The 15,840-nt window shown below is 63.5% G+C and carries 20 protein-coding genes and 1 riboswitch; of the genes, 11 read left to right on the plus strand and 9 right to left on the minus strand.

From position 1 onward, the window contains the following. Positions 1 to 55: 55 nt before the first annotated feature. Positions 56 to 886, plus strand: coding sequence for an EAL domain-containing protein (locus BPHY_RS12355; RefSeq protein ID WP_041763590.1), 831 nt, complete (start codon positions 56 to 58; stop codon positions 884 to 886). Positions 887 to 892: 6 nt separating this feature from the next. On the opposite strand, the gene BPHY_RS12360 is transcribed toward BPHY_RS12355, so the two are convergent. Next, the gene (locus BPHY_RS12360) at positions 893 to 1,717 is read right to left on the minus strand and encodes an IclR family transcriptional regulator (protein ID WP_012401815.1); all 825 of its coding nucleotides are present in this window, start codon (positions 1,715 to 1,717) and stop codon (positions 893 to 895) included. A gap of 117 nt (positions 1,718 to 1,834) precedes the next feature. Between BPHY_RS12360 and BPHY_RS12365 the strand changes: the two genes are divergently transcribed. Further along, positions 1,835 to 3,025, plus strand: coding sequence for an acyl-CoA dehydrogenase (locus BPHY_RS12365; RefSeq protein WP_012401816.1), 1,191 nt, complete (start codon positions 1,835 to 1,837; stop codon positions 3,023 to 3,025). A gap of 90 nt (positions 3,026 to 3,115) precedes the next feature. On the opposite strand, the gene BPHY_RS12370 is transcribed toward BPHY_RS12365, so the two are convergent. Then, the gene (locus BPHY_RS12370) at positions 3,116 to 3,754 is read right to left on the minus strand and encodes a peroxiredoxin (protein ID WP_012401817.1); all 639 of its coding nucleotides are present in this window, start codon (positions 3,752 to 3,754) and stop codon (positions 3,116 to 3,118) included. A 383-nt stretch (positions 3,755 to 4,137) separates the two neighbouring features. Here BPHY_RS12370 and BPHY_RS12375 point away from each other — a divergent pair, with 383 nt between their 5' ends. From BPHY_RS12375 to BPHY_RS12385, 3 genes are all read left to right on the plus strand, one after another. Next, positions 4,138 to 4,440 (plus strand): DUF883 family protein, encoded by a 303-nt coding sequence (locus tag BPHY_RS12375; protein WP_007584918.1) that lies wholly within the window; start codon positions 4,138 to 4,140, stop codon positions 4,438 to 4,440. A gap of 119 nt (positions 4,441 to 4,559) precedes the next feature. Beyond that, complete coding sequence (locus tag BPHY_RS12380; RefSeq protein WP_012401818.1) at positions 4,560 to 4,943, plus strand: phage holin family protein; 384 nt, start codon at positions 4,560 to 4,562, stop codon at positions 4,941 to 4,943. 42 nt (positions 4,944 to 4,985) lie between these two features. Continuing rightward, positions 4,986 to 5,471: a DUF3318 domain-containing protein gene (locus BPHY_RS12385; RefSeq protein ID WP_012401819.1), complete on the plus strand. Its 486-nt coding sequence runs from the start codon at positions 4,986 to 4,988 to the stop codon at positions 5,469 to 5,471. A gap of 30 nt (positions 5,472 to 5,501) precedes the next feature. Here BPHY_RS12385 and BPHY_RS12390 read toward each other — a convergent pair whose 3' ends face one another. The 7 genes from BPHY_RS12390 to glyA form a co-directional block, all read right to left on the minus strand. Further along, complete coding sequence (locus BPHY_RS12390; RefSeq protein ID WP_012401820.1) at positions 5,502 to 5,921, minus strand: type IV pilin protein; 420 nt, start codon at positions 5,919 to 5,921, stop codon at positions 5,502 to 5,504. Between the two features lie 23 nt (positions 5,922 to 5,944). Further along, positions 5,945 to 6,469 (minus strand): pilus assembly PilX family protein, encoded by a 525-nt coding sequence (locus tag BPHY_RS12395; protein WP_012401821.1) that lies wholly within the window; start codon positions 6,467 to 6,469, stop codon positions 5,945 to 5,947. Further along, positions 6,466 to 7,227, minus strand: a complete 762-nt coding sequence (locus tag BPHY_RS12400; protein WP_052306083.1) for a type IV pilus assembly protein — start codon at positions 7,225 to 7,227, stop codon at positions 6,466 to 6,468. The genes BPHY_RS12395 and BPHY_RS12400 overlap by 4 nt, the downstream gene beginning before the upstream one ends. Before the next feature lie 77 nt (positions 7,228 to 7,304). Further along, positions 7,305 to 7,739: a prepilin-type N-terminal cleavage/methylation domain-containing protein gene (locus BPHY_RS12405; RefSeq protein ID WP_012401823.1), complete on the minus strand. Its 435-nt coding sequence runs from the start codon at positions 7,737 to 7,739 to the stop codon at positions 7,305 to 7,307. After that, complete coding sequence (locus tag BPHY_RS12410; RefSeq protein WP_012401824.1) at positions 7,736 to 8,296, minus strand: GspH/FimT family pseudopilin; 561 nt, start codon at positions 8,294 to 8,296, stop codon at positions 7,736 to 7,738. The genes BPHY_RS12405 and BPHY_RS12410 overlap by 4 nt, the downstream gene beginning before the upstream one ends. 172 nt (positions 8,297 to 8,468) lie before the next feature. Beyond that, a complete protein-coding gene (gene nrdR, locus BPHY_RS12415) occupies positions 8,469 to 8,963 on the minus strand; it encodes a transcriptional regulator NrdR (RefSeq protein WP_012401825.1) in 495 nt (164 codons plus the stop codon). A 6-nt stretch (positions 8,964 to 8,969) separates the two neighbouring features. Beyond that, a complete protein-coding gene (glyA, locus tag BPHY_RS12420) occupies positions 8,970 to 10,217 on the minus strand; it encodes a serine hydroxymethyltransferase (protein ID WP_012401826.1) in 1,248 nt (415 codons plus the stop codon). Positions 10,218 to 10,401: 184 nt separating this feature from the next. Next, positions 10,402 to 10,516: riboswitch (ZMP/ZTP riboswitch) on the minus strand. A gap of 202 nt (positions 10,517 to 10,718) precedes the next feature. Between glyA and ydfG the strand changes: the two genes are divergently transcribed. The 6 genes from ydfG (at position 10,719) to tolB (ending at position 15,829) form a co-directional block, all read left to right on the plus strand. Then, entirely contained in the window at positions 10,719 to 11,465 is a 747-nt protein-coding gene (ydfG, locus tag BPHY_RS12425) for a bifunctional NADP-dependent 3-hydroxy acid dehydrogenase/3-hydroxypropionate dehydrogenase YdfG (RefSeq protein ID WP_012401827.1), read from the plus strand. Between the two features lie 124 nt (positions 11,466 to 11,589). Next, a complete protein-coding gene (gene ybgC / locus BPHY_RS12430) occupies positions 11,590 to 12,069 on the plus strand; it encodes a tol-pal system-associated acyl-CoA thioesterase (RefSeq protein ID WP_012401828.1) in 480 nt (159 codons plus the stop codon). Positions 12,070 to 12,232: 163 nt separating this feature from the next. Then, on the plus strand, positions 12,233 to 12,910 hold the full coding sequence (tolQ, locus tag BPHY_RS12435; protein WP_012401829.1) for a protein TolQ: 678 nt from the start codon (positions 12,233 to 12,235) through the stop codon (positions 12,908 to 12,910). 11 nt (positions 12,911 to 12,921) lie between these two features. Further along, positions 12,922 to 13,368, plus strand: a complete 447-nt coding sequence (gene tolR, locus BPHY_RS12440) for a protein TolR (protein ID WP_012401830.1) — start codon at positions 12,922 to 12,924, stop codon at positions 13,366 to 13,368. Beyond that, positions 13,365 to 14,420 (plus strand): cell envelope integrity protein TolA, encoded by a 1,056-nt coding sequence (tolA, locus tag BPHY_RS12445; protein ID WP_012401831.1) that lies wholly within the window; start codon positions 13,365 to 13,367, stop codon positions 14,418 to 14,420. The genes tolR and tolA overlap by 4 nt, the downstream gene beginning before the upstream one ends. A 116-nt stretch (positions 14,421 to 14,536) precedes the next feature. After that, the gene (tolB, locus tag BPHY_RS12450) at positions 14,537 to 15,829 is read left to right on the plus strand and encodes a Tol-Pal system beta propeller repeat protein TolB (RefSeq protein ID WP_012401832.1); all 1,293 of its coding nucleotides are present in this window, start codon (positions 14,537 to 14,539) and stop codon (positions 15,827 to 15,829) included. Positions 15,830 to 15,840: the final 11 nt, after the last annotated feature.

Genomic DNA, 15,840 nt, shown 5'->3' on the forward strand with positions numbered 1-15,840 from the left:
CTACTATCGAACCATGCGGCGTGCGCCGCGACACCAGTCCGCTCTCCACGTATTCATGATCCCGCTGACCATCCCCGAACTCGTCGAACGCGCCTCCACTCACCCTTTTCTCGGCGAGCATCTAAGAATGGGCACCGGCCCGCGCAGCGGCGAGGCCATAGCGACATACGGCGATGTCGAAATCGGCAGCAGCTACGAGCCGATCTTTGACATTTCGGTGCATGCGCTCGCGCAGTCGTTGTCGTCGTCGCCGGACAGTGCGGACCGTTTCGGCGACGAGCTCGGAGTCCAGGCGGTCACGCAACTGGCCGACGGCACGCCGCTCGACGCGTTCGACCCGTTCGACCACGTGCCCGACGACCAGCAACTCGTGGCGCTCGACCGTATGTCGCGCGCGATGCATTCGATTAATTTCTTCGGCCGGCAGCGGCACGGCTTGCTGTTCCTGCGCGTGCATGAGCGGCTGCTGAAAAGTGTGCGCTATGACCACGGCCGACATTTCTCGACGGTGCTCATGTCGTTTGGATTGAATCCGTCGCGGATAGTGATCGAGTTGCCGCCCGCCGCAGTCGCGCACCGGACGTTTCTTGGTTATCTCACCAAGAGTTATCAGCACTATGGATTCAAGGTGGCCGGCAATCTGCCGAACGCGGGGCAAATCCTGTCAGTGTCGGACATGGCTCGACTGGATTTCGTCAAGATGGACGCCGCGTCGGCGTTGCGCGATTCGATGGTGAAGCCGTTGGTCAGCTATGCGAATCGGCTGAAAATACCGTTGATCTTCAATCGCGTGGCAACTGAAGCGCAGTTCGATCTTCTGCAGCAGTACGACGTGCGATTCGTACAAGGGCCGCTATTCGTCGTGCACGAGAATCGGACGGCCTGAGAATATTCAAGGACTGTCGCCCAGACGGCGCGCGAGTGCCTTCAGTCGCGGTGCGACCCGTTCCCGAAACACGCTCTCCCCCATCGACGACGCCGGCCCGCTACAGCTCAGCACCAGCAGCCTGCCGTCGCGCGGATCGCTGAACGGGACGGCCACGGCGTTCACATCGTCGTGCCAGTCGCGAAACGAGTAGCAGCATCCCTCGCTCGCGTACCTGTCGATCTCTCTTTGCGCCTGCGCGACCAGCAGCGCGCCTTCGTCGCCCGCCGCACGCCGTAGTTCGTCGAGCAGCGCGGCGCGTGTGTCGGCGGGCTGTACGGCGAGATAGGCACGGCCCATCGAACTCGTCAGCATCGACAGCTTCGAGCCGGATGCGAGACCGAGCGTCAGCGCCGTCTCACTGCGGATCGTCTCCAGATAAATCATGTCCAGTCCGTCGCGACACCCGAGCGACACGGCCGCGCCGACCTCCCGCGCGAAATTGCGCATGTGCGGGCGCGCGAGTTCGAGCGTGTCGGTGCCCGACAGCAGCGCAAAGCCCAGCGATAGCACGCCAGCGTCCAGTGCATATTTGCCGAGCGCCTCGTCGAAGCGCAGATAGCCGAGCACCGTCAACGTGTACGCGAGCCGGTTCACCGTCGCCTTCGGCAAGCCCGTGCGCTCGACGAAGTCGCGATTGCCGAGCAGCGTTTCGCCCGGCCGGAATGCGCGTAGCAGATCGAGTCCGCGAGCCAGCGCGACGACGAACTTGCGCTCGTCGACGGGATCGGAAGTCCGCGTCGACAAGGACGTCACGGGACTTGGGGATGTTGTGGATGCAGGTTTCGACATCGGATGCTACACTCAGTCGTCGTTTTGCAAAACATTGTTTCGCAGAGCGGAACTCAAGTCAAGCATTCGGACGAGGATACGCGCGAAGGCGCCCTCTCGTCGACAAGGAGATACGTCATGGCAGCCGCCGCGCAATTTCACTGGGAAGACCCGCTGCTTTTGAACCAGCAGCTCACGGAAGAAGAACGCATGGTGCGCGACGCCGCAGAGGCTTACGCGCAGGACAAGCTCGCGCCGCGTGTGCTCGAAGCGTTCCGCAATGAGAAGACGGACATCGCGATCTTCCGCGAAATGGGCGAACTCGGTCTGCTCGGCCCGACCATTCCCGAGCAATACGGCGGACCGGGGCTGAATTATGTGAGCTACGGGCTGATCGCACGAGAAGTCGAGCGCGTGGATTCGGGCTATCGCTCGATGATGTCGGTGCAGTCGTCACTGGTGATGGTCCCGATCTTCGAATTCGGCTCCGACGCGCAGAAGGACAAATACCTGCCGAAGCTCGCTTCGGGCGAGTGGATCGGCTGCTTCGGTCTGACCGAGCCGAATCACGGCTCCGATCCGGGCAGCATGGTCACGCGCGCGAAAAAGGTCGACGGCGGCTATTCGCTCTCCGGCGCGAAGATGTGGATCACGAATTCGCCGATCGCGGACGTTTTCGTCGTCTGGGCACAGCTCGAAACAGACGGCAAGGACGAGATTCGCGGCTTCATTCTTGAGAAGGGCTGGAAGGGTTTGAGCGCACCCGCGATTCACGGCAAGGTTGGCCTGCGTGCGTCGATCACGGGTGAGATCGTTCTCGATGAAGTCTTCGTGCCCGAGGAAAATCTGATGCCGGGCGTGAAAGGGCTGCGCGGACCGTTCACCTGTCTGAACTCAGCGCGTTATGGCATCGCGTGGGGCGCGCTCGGCGCGGCGGAATCGTGCTGGCACACGGCGCGTCAGTACACGCTGGATCGCAAGCAGTTTGGCCGTCCACTCGCGGCCAACCAGCTGATCCAGAAGAAGCTCGCCGACATGCAAACGGAAATCACGCTCGGCCTGCAAGGCGTGCTGCGCCTTGGCCGGATGAAGGACGAAGGCACGGCGGCCGTCGAAATCACGTCGATCATGAAGCGCAATTCATGCGGCAAGGCGCTCGATATCGCGCGCATGGCGCGTGACATGCTGGGCGGCAACGGCATATCCGACGAGTTCGGCGTCGCGCGGCATCTGGTGAACCTGGAAGTGGTGAACACCTACGAGGGTACGCACGATATCCACGCGCTGATCCTCGGACGCGCACAGACGGGCATTCAGGCGTTCTTCTGACACCTCAGTGCGCCTCAAACGGCGCCTATTTAAAAGCCCGCGTTCTCAACGAACGCGGGCTTTTCTTTTTGCCTCGTCAGAGGCCGATGCTTACTTGTTCGGCTGCGGCGTCAGTCGCAGATACGGGCGCAGCGCCTTGTAGCCCTTCGGGAACTTGCGCCTGATCTCTTCTTCGTCCTTGAGCGACGGCACGATCACGACGTCGTCGCCGTGCTTCCAGTTACCGGGCGTTGCCACCTGATAGTTGTCCGTCAGCTGCAGCGAGTCGATCACGCGCAGCACTTCGTCGAAGTTGCGACCCGTGCTGGCCGGGTACGTAATGATCAGACGCACCTTTTTCTTCGGGTCGATGATGAAGAGCGAACGAACGGTCAGCGTTTCGTTCGCGTTCGGGTGAATCATGTCGTACAGTTGCGAGACCTTGCGGTCGCCGTCGGCGAGAATCGGAAAGCCAACGCTCGCGGCCTGCGTCTCGTTGATGTCCTTGATCCACTCGTTATGCGAATCCTTGCTGTCGACTGACAGCGCGATCGTCTTCACGTTGCGCTTCTCGAATTCGTTCGCAAGCTTCGCGGTCAGGCCCAGTTCCGTCGTGCAGACAGGCGTGAAGTCGGCCGGGTGCGAAAAAAGAACGCCCCAGCTGTCACCCAACCATTCGTGGAAACTGATGCGGCCAATGCTCGACTCCTGTTCGAAATCGGGTGCGACGTCGCCAAGACGTAGACTCATAGTGCAGCTCCTTGAAGTGTTCGAATGTTTCGCCAGGCCCAGGCCCGGTCGAGGGGTACAAATTAGAGCATACGGGACGGCAGCGTGCGCTTCTAACGAACATTCACTGAAACGCTTATCAGTTTTTGTAATTTTCTCGCCGATGTACGAAACTTAGCGGGACAGATCAGCTCCATCAAATGGTGGAGCGCTCTGCCCAGCCATAAGTGGAAACGATCGAAGCGCGCACACGAAACGCACGCGACGTTCGGGAACGCTTCATGCGGACGCGTTCGGGAAATTGCGCGCGATTTGCGCGTAACCCATGCGCACGGTCCGCTGGCTCGCCAGCGGCCGTTTCTTTGGTTACGATTCACGCGTAGCGTGCACGAAGGGAGCAGTCAATGTCGGAAGTCAACAAGGAGAGATTGATGTCGGATATCAAAACCGTACTCGCAGACGCGGAAGATCTGTTGAAGCAGGCCGCGAGCGCCACTGGCGAACGCGCTTCTGAACTGCGCGAGACGGCGCTCTCGCGTCTCAAGCAGGCGAAGGAAAAGGCAGCCGACGTGCAGGTCGTGGTCGTCGAGAAAGGCAAGAAAGCCGCTCGCGCCACCGACGACTATGTCCACGAACATCCGTGGGCGTCGATCGGCATTGCAGCCGGTGTGGGCGTGCTGGTTGGCCTGCTGATCAATCGCAAGTAATGCGCGCGAAGCCCCGGCCGCGCATTCGGGCGGCCGGCGTACTTCGCTGACAGGCGGACGGGCGCGCGCGCCCTGTCCGCACCTTCCTCGCGCATCCTCGCGCGCAACACGCTGACGCCATGATCGACACACAATCGCAGAGCGGGGACCGCGGACCACTGCGGCGCATTCTCAGTTCGTTCTTTTCGATCCTGCAGACACGGCTGGAACTCATCGGCATCGAACTGGCCGAAGAAAAAGACCGGCTGCTGATGGTTCTGTTCATGGGCCTCGCTGCCATGATGCTCGCGACAATGGCCCTGATCGCGCTGACTGCGCTGGTCGCGATCGCGTTCTGGGACACGTATCGTTGGCAGGCACTCGCGGGCATTACCCTCGTCTATGCGATCCTCGCGATCGTCTGTGCGCTGAGAGCGCGCAGCGGCTTGCATAATGCACCGATGATCTTCGAAGCGACGCTTCACGAGTTCGAGAAAGACCGCGAGATTTTCCGCAAACACTGAACCGGGCGTCGTTCTCTTCCCTGTCCATCCATCGATAACTTCATGAGCCAGGTCCATTCCGATAACGCATTTCGCAGCCGCCGACCGACCTCCAAAGATCTGAGCGCGCCGCATCTGCGCGCGCTGCGCAAGGAACTGCTGATCGTGCGCGCGGATGTCGAGCGAATGGAGCTCGCGCAGGCGACCTACGAACTTCGCAACGCGGTCACGCATTTCAGCTGGCTCAAGTTCATCGTGCCGGGATTCGGCGCGATGCGCTCGATGCCCTGGGGACGCCGGCGCGGCTGGGCCGCGAGCGGCATCGGCGCGTTGCTCAAGGACTACCCGCTGATCAGCTCGATCGTGTCGCTGGTGCTTGCCAAACCGATCCGCAACAGTGTGCTCGGCGTGGCGAAGCCCACGCTCAAGTGGGGCGGCCTCGGCCTCGCGGCCTGGGAGGCCTTTCGCATCTATCAGCAGGTGAAGCGGGAATCGCGCAAGGCGGCGTCCTCCGCCGCGTCGGAGGACGCCGATATGAACCCGCCCTGACATGGCGCGCGTCGTCGATGCGTTTTCCATCTAGCGCGCACTCCAGCAATCGTCGGGGTTGGCGCCCGCTGCACCCCGATTGTTTCTTAGCCCTGTTGCATCAAGTATGAACGTGCCGCACGCGTCGCCGGCCATCGGACCGGTTTCGAGCGGCTGCGCTTCGAGCGCGTAGCCACCGTTCGTGTCGTCGGCGGGCAGGATGCGCAGCCGGTAGATCGCCTTGCCCCCTTGCGGCGCCTGATCCAGACCGGCCGGCAACGGTGCACCGTCTGCACGCACGGCGGACTCGGCGAACTGCGCCGCGCGAAACAGCGCGGACGCCGCATCGGTTCGGTGAGCCTTCGCGATATGGTCGCGATACGACGGTATTGCGAAAGCAGCGAGCGTCGCTGCGATCGCCAGTGCGACAACCAGTTCCAGCAGGGAGAATGCGTGCGTGTTCGGCTTCATGTCGACCCTCATCAGACCAGCGTTCAGAAGGGGCGCGCGGCAATCCGGCGCCAATGCCTTTCAACTGCGCCGCCATCTATCACCAGCTGCAATTGCAGCCACATCTGCGAATCCGCGCTGCGCCCGTAACCTCTCGCCGTGACGAGGTACGCCTGTGCATTGGTGCGATTCGTCAAGCGCCACGTTTCGATCAGGCACTGCGGCGCGCGAAACGATAACGACGTGGGCCATGACGCGAATGGCGCGATGGCACCGGACTCGAACGTCGCCTGTGACTTCCAGCCAACCGGCTCTCCGCTGGCGCCCGGCACGCCTGTGAGCGAACCGTTGAGGAGACTGCGGGCACACGCGGATAAGGCCGAGTCTGCGCCGTGCAGCGCGACCAGATGGTCGGCAATGCCTGCCGCGTCGCGCGCAGCGGCCACCGTCTGCTCGAACCATGCGGCAGAAGTCGTCAGCATCAGCGCGGCGATCAGCAGCACAACGGGCAGCGCAATGCCCCGATCGTGCGCGCGCCGCACTCGCAATGTGCTTCGAGAAAGGATCATGTGGCGCTCCCCTCGTTGTTGCGTATCGCAACCCTCCGCCAGAATGCGCGCCTCACCCGCATGTCCGAACTGATCATGGACACCCCGTCGCAATCGACATAGCCAGTTCGCGCGGTCAACGGCGTGCCCCGGACCAGCACGCAAAGATCGACGGCGACGACGCTGGCCCATTGCGCGGGCGCCAACGCCGCCGCGTCCGCCGCCGACGACGCGCCCGCAAGCCAATAGCGCAAGCGCACGCGCTCGACACCTTCGACGAGCGGCTGCGAAGAATTGGCCTTCCCCGTGCCTTCGCAATACAACTCGGGCTCACCCGTGGAGCCGCTCACCTTTGCATAAAAGCGGTTGACGACAGGCACGCCCGGCGCGTCGGCGTCCGTCTTTGCGACGCCCTGGCCCAGGCAGTCGGTTGCGAGGCCGGTTGCAGACGGCCAGGTAGAAATACTGTCGGCGACATAACGCACCGCGACTCCGTCCGAACGCGTGGCAAGCGGTTCGCAGGACGGATTTTCGTCCGTACCGATCGGCCTCCCGCCCGTGCATCCAAATAGCGCAGGCCTCGCGGCGAATGTACGGGGCATGTCGGCAGAAACGAAACCAGCCATCTGCAACTGCTCGCCGATCAGCGTCAGCGCGGTCATCGCCGCATCGTGGATCTGCGCTGCATCGGCCGCCTTTGCAAAGGCAATTCGCTGCGAGCGGTACAGCGACACCGCGCCCGCGGTCACGATCAGTCCCAGCGCCAGCGCTATCGTCATTTCGAGGAGCGTGTGGCCGCATGCGTGGACAAAGCGCCGTTGCCAACCGGGTCGGCACCCAACAGCGACATGTGCTTTCATCGCGAGAACGCAATCGCGACGCACTGCATGCCTCGCGGCGCATCCACGTCTGCGCACGACGCGGGCGCGTCGATCGTGTCGCCGGGATTTGCGGTGTCGCGCGGCATGCTTGCCTGCCACGCCCATGTCACTCGCGCACCCGAACTATCCCTCCCGCCGTTGATGCCCGCATCGCCCTTCGGCAGCAGGCTCGCCGCACGTGTCTTCCACTGGTTGATCGCGGCCTCGCTCGGGTACGGCGCGCGCGCCGCCTCCGCGAGGGCATCCGCGACAAGCGCAGCCTGCGCGCGGTAGGACATTGCCCGCGCATCGCGCGCGAGCGCCAGCTGGACGGCGATCAGGCCAAGCACAGTCACAGCCGTCACAGCGACGGCTACCAGCACTTCGATCAACGTCTGACCGTGCTGCGAGGAGAGAATCGCACGCGTCATGTCGCCGCTCCACACGCGCCGTCAACGATGCGCGCACGTCCGCCCGCCGCGATGCGAATGCAACGCCGCCACTCCGTCCCTTGCGTCGCCTTCGAATCGGCGCGCGGTCCGATATCAAAGCTGCGGAAGCTGCCATTCACCTGGCCCGCGGGCGGTGTGAACGTCAGATTGGTAAGCGCACCTGCGATGCTGACGGACGAGAGATCGGGCTGCACGCGCAACGGATAGAAGCCGCTCGCGCGCTCTATCATGACGGCCCACCCGCATGACCAGTCGAGGACACCCGCCTTGCACGGTTGCGCCGTAGCAAGACAGTGACGCGCCGCGTCGACGCGGCACACGGTCACGCGTGCGCCCCGGCGCAACGCCTCGCCGCGCGCGTAGCTGAGCGTGGCCAGCAGCGCGCGTGCGCGTGCGTCGACCTGATCTCGCACATGCCACGCCAGGAACGACGGCACCGTCAATGTTGCGAGGATCGCCAGCAATGCGATCACCACGAGCGTTTCGAACAGTGTGAACCCACGGCGCGCGCGCCGCGTAGCAGCATCCCGTTTCATCAGCATTCCTCGATTTTCGGCAAGAACGCGACGACTCTAACGGCATGCAGGAACGCCAACAATTAGCCGGATGGCCAGGTGGCGGACGCGCGAATTCCCGCACGAGAATGCACGTGCGTCAAATGAATTCGCGGCAGAACTTCAGGGAGAGAAAATGCGGATGCGCGAACAATCAGCGCTTGCGGGTCGGCTTCGCGGGCGCGGCCGGCGGTGCGTTCGTCCGGCGAAATTCCTCAATCACGTCCTCGAATTCGGAGACGTCTTCGAAACGCCGGTACACGGACGCAAAGCGCACATACGCGATTGTGTCGAGCGCGCGCAGTTCGTTCATCACCAGTTCGCCGAGGCGCTCACTGCGCACTTCGCGCTCGCCGCTGCCAAGCAGCTGATACTCGATGCGCGACGCGGCAGCGTCGATGGCGTCGGCCGCAACTGGACGCTTGCGCAGTGCCAGTTGCATGCTCGCAACGATCTTGCGGCGATCGAATTCCGTGCGGCTGCCGTCCTTCTTGACGACCGAAGGCAACGCCAGCTCGACCCGCTCGTACGTCGTAAAACGCTTGTCGCAGGCCGGGCAACGCCGGCGGCGCCGGATCGCGGCGCCGTCTTCGGACACCCGCGAGTCGACGACCTGCGTGTCGTCGTGCCGGCAGAAGGGGCAGCGCATGGCGGCTTAGCGGTAGACCGGGAAACGCTGCGTCAGCTCGGCGACCTGCGCGCGCACGCGCTCGATCGTCGCCGTGTCTTCGGGGTTGTCCAGCACGTCGGCAATCAGGTTGCCGACCTGCTCGGCTTCCTTCGTACCGAAGCCGCGCGTCGTCATCGCGGGCGAACCGAGACGGATGCCGCTCGTCACGAACGGCTTTTCCGGGTCATTCGGAATCGCGTTCTTGTTGACCGTGATGTGCGCCGCGCCGAGCGCCGCTTCCGCTGCCTTGCCCGTGATCTTCTTCGCGCGCAGGTCGACCAGCATCACGTGGCTTTCGGTGCGTCCCGAGACGATGCGCAGACCGCGCTTGACAAGCGTTTCAGCCAGCACGCGAGCATTGTCGACCACGCGCTGCTGGTATTCCTTGAATTCCGGCGCCAGCGCTTCCTTGAACGCGACGGCCTTGCCCGCGATTACGTGCATCAGCGGACCGCCCTGGATGCCCGGGAAGATGGCCGAATTGATCTGCTTTTCGAATTCGGCCTTCATCAGGATCACGCCGCCGCGCGGGCCGCGCAGGCTCTTGTGCGTGGTCGTGGTGACGAAGTCGGCGAACGGTACCGGGTTCGGATAGACGCCGGCAGCAATCAGGCCGGCGTAGTGCGCCATGTCGACCATCAGATACGCGCCGACCGACTTCGCGATCTTCGACAGACGCTCGAAGTCGATGCGCAGCGCGAACGCCGATGCGCCCGCGACGATGATCTTCGGCTTGTGTTCCTGTGCGAGCTTCTCGGCCGCGTCGTAGTCGATGTCTTCGGCTTCGTTCAGGCCGTAGCTCACCACGTTAAACCACTTGCCCGACATGTTGACAGGCGAGCCGTGCGTCAGGTGGCCGCCGTGCGCGAGGCTCATGCCCATGATCGTGTCGCCCGGCTTCAGCATCGCGAAAAACACGCCCTGGTTGGCCTGCGAGCCCGAGTTCGGCTGAACGTTCGCGGCTTCAGCGCCAAACAGCTGCTTCACGCGGTCGATCGCGAGCTGCTCGACGACGTCGACGTATTCGCAGCCGCCGTAGTAGCGCTTGCCCGGGTAGCCTTCGGCGTACTTGTTGGTGAGCTGCGAGCCCTGCGCGGCCATCACGGCCGGGCTCGTGTAGTTTTCCGACGCGATCAGTTCGATGTGCTCTTCCTGACGGCGGTTTTCGTCCTGGATGGCGTTCCAGATCTCGGGATCGACGTTGGCGATGGTGCTTTGGGCTCTGTCAAACATGCTGGTTCCGTTAAGTGTGTTCAGGTTGACCGGATCGTGCGCAGGTCGAGTGCCGGGGCCGTAGCAGGTACGCAGCACTGCTGGCCACTGCTGATGATGGGAGCCTTGACGTGGCGTATGAAGGAGGTGCCGCATACGCGAGTCAGGACAACCACCGGCAGCGCAAACGACGGCGCGCGCGAATCATGGCTGCCCAGGCGAACGGCAAAACGGCACCCTGCGCTTCACGGTGGGACGCTCCACCTTGAACCCGCCACGCTTGACAGCATTGGGTTCTATCGCCAGTCACGCAGGGGTGAGCGCGTTAGTGTATTGGAACCGGGTCGAATAGGCAACCAGGCTGGGGAGCCCCTCGCACAAGCCGTCCGCAGCCCCGTCGTGCCGTTGCGGCGGCCGCCAGGCGGCCTGCCCGGACGCACCGTCGCGCGGCGGAGTCATTCTTGCCGCATCGTGCCATTGGAAGTAGGCTTGTGGCCTTTCTCCACCGACCAGGGAACAGCAATGATCGTGTTCGTCACCGGGGCGTCCGCAGGATTCGGCGCCGCCATCGCCCGGGCTTTCGTCAAAGGCGGCCATCGCGTCGTCGCAACCGCGCGCCGCAAGGACCGCCTTCAGGCGCTCGCTGACGAACTCGGGGACAACCTGCTGCCGTTCGAACTCGACGTGCGCGACCGCGCGGCTGTCCAAGCCCTCCCCGCCGCGCTGCCCGCCGGCTTTGCCGCCGTCGACGTGCTCGTCAACAATGCCGGCCTCGCGCTCGGTCTCGAGCCCGCGCAACGCGCCGAGCTCGACGACTGGACCACGATGATCGATACCAACTGCACGGGTCTCGTGCAGGTCACGCGCGCGTTCTTGCCCGGCATGATCGAGCGCAAGCGCGGACATGTGTTCAATCTGGGCTCGGTGGCGGGCACGTGGCCCTATCCGGGCGGCAACGTGTATGGCGCGACCAAGGCGTTCGTGCGCCAGTTCAGTCTGAACCTGCGCGCGGACCTCCACGGCACGCCCATTCGCGTGACGGACATCGAGCCGGGACTGTGCGGCGGCACCGAATTTTCCAACGTCCGTTTCCGCGGCGACGAGGAAAAAGCTGCGACCGTCTACCAGAACGTCCAGCCGCTCACGGCGGAAGACATCGCCGACTCCATCTACTGGATCGCGACGCGCCCCGCGCACGTCAACATCAATACGATCGAGCTGATGCCCGTCGGACAGTCGTTCGCCGGCCTGAACATCCACCGGGGTTAGTATCGCGAACCCGGCCCGGATCGGGCCGCCTCGTGCGGCCTCGGTGCGGCGCCTGTCGCGTGCGCAGAACACATTCCGGTACAACAGTGCCCAAAAATGCGGCGCCCTTTTGCGTTCCGGTAAAATGCGCGCCATGAATATGTCTGACAGTCAGTCCGGTGCCGAAATCGGCTTTATCTGGCCGATCCGGGTGTATTACGAAGACACCGACGCCGGCGGCATCGTGTTTTACGCGAACTACCTGAAGTTTTTCGAGCGCGCGCGCACCGAATGGCTGCGCGCGTGCGGCGTCGATCAACGCAAGCTCGCTGAAGAAACGGGTGCGCTCTTCGTCGTGCGCAGCACTGCCCTCGACTATCGCGCGCCTGCCAGGCTCGACGACATGCTGCGCATCGTCAGCCGGATCGAGAAGCTTGGCCGCGCGTCGGTGGATTTCGCCCAGGAGGCCTGGCGTGGCGACACGCTGCTGGCCACGGGCACGATCCGCGTCGGTTGCGTCGACGCGAAATCGATGAAGCCGTCAGCCATTCCTCCGCCGGTTCACGCCGCCTTGCAGCGCGGACCGGACTCAAACGGCGCCAGCGTGTCAACGGCGAGTATTTGAACGCGTTGTTACCTGGACAGTGAACTCGTAACGGTCACAACAAGACCAAGCATGGTTCGGCGAAGGACCCGCCGAAGCTTCCGGTTTGCCGACTGAATGCCAACCGAACGCTTCGACCACCTTGCAGCCGGACGCCCCACCCGGGACGTTACATCGAACCTCTATGAACACTACACAAGATCTGTCGATCATTTCCCTCGTTCTCAATGCGAGCCTGCTGGCGCAGGCAGTGATGGCGCTGCTTTTGCTGCTGTCGCTGATGTCGTGGACTTTCATCTTCCGCAAGTGGTTTGCGATTCGTCGCGCGCGGGCGCAGACTGAACGTTTCGAACGCGATTTCTGGTCTGGCGGCGACCTGCAGGCGCTGTATCAGAGCGCCGCGAACAACCGTCACACGATCGGCGCGCTCGAACGCATTTTCGAGTCGGGCATGCGTGAGTTCCTGAAAGGCAAGGAAAAGCGGATCAACGATCCGGGCGCGATTCTCGATGGCGCACGCCGCGCGATGCGCGCCGCGTTCCAGCGCGAAATGGACGTGCTCGAAGCAAACCTCGCGTTCCTCGCGTCTGTCGGCTCGGTCAGCCCGTATATCGGTCTGTTCGGTACGGTCTGGGGCATCATGAACGCGTTCCGCGGCCTCGCGAACGTCCAGCAGGCCACGCTTGCCAACGTCGCACCCGGCATCGCCGAAGCGCTGACGGCAACGGCCATCGGCCTGTTTGCCGCGATCCCCGCCGTGGTCGCCTATAACCGTTACGCGCACGACATCGATCGCCTCGCGATCCGCTTCGAAACCTTCATCGAAGAGTTCTCGAACATCCTGCAGCGTCAGGCCCATTAAGGAGTCCCACGATGGCCGGTTCAGTTCGTTCCAGCATGCGCGGCAGCCGCTCGCGCCGCGCGATGGCCGACATCAACGTCGTGCCGTACATCGACGTCATGCTCGTGCTGCTCGTGATTTTCATGGTGACCGCGCCGCTCGTGGCGCCGTCCATCGTGAACCTGCCGACGGTCGGCGGCGCAGCGCCGCAGCAGCAGACGCCGCCCGTCGTCGTCAACATCAAGGCCGACGGCAACATGAGCGTCAAGTACAAGGACGACGCAGGCGCGACCCAGCAGGAGACGATGACGCAGGCGGATCTGCGCGGCTTCGTCACCGACCGTCAGGCCTCGCATCCCGATCAGCCTGTCGTGATTGCCGCCGACAAGACGGTTAAATATGAAGTCGTGATGAACGTGATGTCCGACCTCAAGGCTCGCGGCGTCAAGCGCGTTGGATTGCTCGTCAAATCGCAATGATCCGCCGACAGAACAACGCCTATCCGCTTCAGCCGCCGCGCGAACGCGGCACAGGGCGCGCCATTGCGCTCGCCGTGCTGATGCACGTGCTGCTCGGGTTCTTCCTGTATCACGGCATTCACTGGCAGAACAGCACACCCGCGGGCGCCGAAGCCGAACTGTGGACGGAAGTGCCCGACGTGCCGACGCCGCGCCCCGCTCCGCCGCCGCCCGCGCCTGCACCTGTCAAGCCCGCGCCGCAGGTCAATGACGAGGAAGCCGAGATCGCACTGCAGGAGAAGAAGCGCAAGCAGCAGCAGGAAGCTGAGCGTCAGGCTGAACTCGCCGAGCAGCAGCGCCGGCAGAAACTGCAGGCTCAGCAGGAAGCCGAGGCGAAGCGCCAGCAGCAACTCGCCGCCGACCAGGCAGCCGCCGCCGCCAAGCTCAAGCAACAGCAGCAGCTGCAGGCCGAAAAGCTCAAGCAACAACAGCAGCAACAGCAAGCTGAAAAGCTCAAGCAGCAGCAGCTCGCCCAGCAGAAACAGGAGCAGTTGAAGAAGCAGCAGGAAGAGCAGCAGAAGGAACAGGAAGCAAAGCAGGCGCAAGCCGAGGCCCAGGCCAAGGCCGACGCCGCGAAGGCAGCCAAGGCCAAAGCCCAGGCGCAAGCGCAGGCCGAGGCCGCGAAGAAGCTGGACGCGGAACGCCGCCAGCGCCTCGCGTCGTTGCAGGGCATGGCGGGCGGTGAAGGTTCGACGGGCAACGGTCTAGCGAAGAGTGGTACGGGCACGGGCTCGGGCGGCAACGCTGCGTCGCCCGGTTATGCGGATAAGGTCAAACGCCGCGTACAACCGAACATCATCTGGTCGGGCGATACGTCGGGTCTCGAAACCGTCGTTTCCGTGCGCTGCTCGCCGACGGGCACGCTGCTGAGCGCGACGATCACGCGCAGCAGCGGCAATCAGGCGTGGGACGATGCCGCATTGCGCGCCGTGCAACGCTCGGATCCGATGCCGCAGGACATCAACGGCAAGACGCCCGAAAGCTTCAAGATTACGCTGCGGCCGGCCGCCTGAAGCCACGTTTACGGTTCGCCCGCTCGCGCGGGCCTAGCGGGAACGATTTCTGCTCAAGGCGGTCTGTTTGCAGTTGTGGAGTGTTAGAAATTTGTTTTTTGGGGAATCTATAAACAATGAGTTTGATGACGAAGCTAGGCCTGCGAGCACTCGTAGCGTCGTGTCTGATCGCCGCGGGCGGTGCCGCCCATGCACAACTCAACGTCCTCGTGACGGGCGTCGGATCCACGCAGTTCCCGATTGCTACGGCAAATTTTGCCAACGAGGCAAATTCTCCCCAGCAGATCAGCACCATCGTCCGCCAGGACCTTCAGCGCAGCGGTAAATTCACCAACATCGACGCGGGCAGCGCGCCCGTATCGGAAGGCGATTCGGTCGATCTCGGCGCATGGAAGGCAAAGGGCGCGAACGCGTTCGTCGCGGGCAGCGTCACGAAGCTGCCGAACGGCCAGTACCAGGTTCGCTTCAAGCTGTACGACACCGTCAACCAGCAAAGCCTCGGCGGCCTCGAACTGGTCAGCCCGGAAGGCGGCCTGCGCATGAGCGCGCACAAGGTGGCCGACTACATCTACGCGAAGCTGATGGGCGGCCGCGGCGTGTTCGCGACGCGTCTGTCGTACGTGATCAAGACGGGCAACCGCTATCAGCTGCAGATTTCCGATTCCGACGGCCAGGACGCGCACATCGCACTGTCCAGCCCGGAGCCCATCATCTCGCCGGCGTGGTCGCCGGACGGCACGAAGGTCGCGTACGTCTCGTTCGAAAAGAAAAAGCCGATCGTCTATATCCACGATCTGCCGACGGGCCGCCGCGTCGTCGTGTCGGACCAGAAGGGCAACAACAGTGCGCCCGCGTGGTCGCCTGACGGCCGCACGCTCGCCGTCGCACTGTCGCGCACGGGCAACACGCAGATTTTCGCCGTCAACGCCGACGGCAGCGGCCTACGCCGCCTGACGCAAGGCAGCTCTATCGACACCGAGCCGTCGTACTCGCCCGATGGCCAGTCGATCTACTTCACGAGCGACCGCGGCGGCCAGCCGCAGATCTACAAGATGCCCGCCAGCGGCGAGGCATCGGGCGGCGCACAGCGCGTGACGTTCACGGGCAACTACAATACGAGTCCGCGCGTGAGCCCGGACGGCAAGCAGCTCGCCTATATCTCGCGCACGGGCGGGGGCTTCAAGCTGTATATCCAGGATCTGCAGTCGGGCGTCGCGACGGCGCTCACCGATACAACACATGACGAATCGCCGAGCTTTGCGGCGAATGGTCAGTACATTCTTTACGCCACTCAGGTGAACGGCCGTGGCGTGTTGGCCGCAGTATCGACCGACGGTCGGACGCGGCAGGTCCTGTCCGTTCAGGGGGGCAGCGTACGCGAGCCGTCCTGGGGCCCGTTTATGCAATAACACACAAGGAG

Origin of the sequence: Paraburkholderia phymatum STM815 (assembly GCF_000020045.1) — a bacterium.
GTDB classification, from domain to species: domain Bacteria; phylum Pseudomonadota; class Gammaproteobacteria; order Burkholderiales; family Burkholderiaceae; genus Paraburkholderia; species Paraburkholderia phymatum.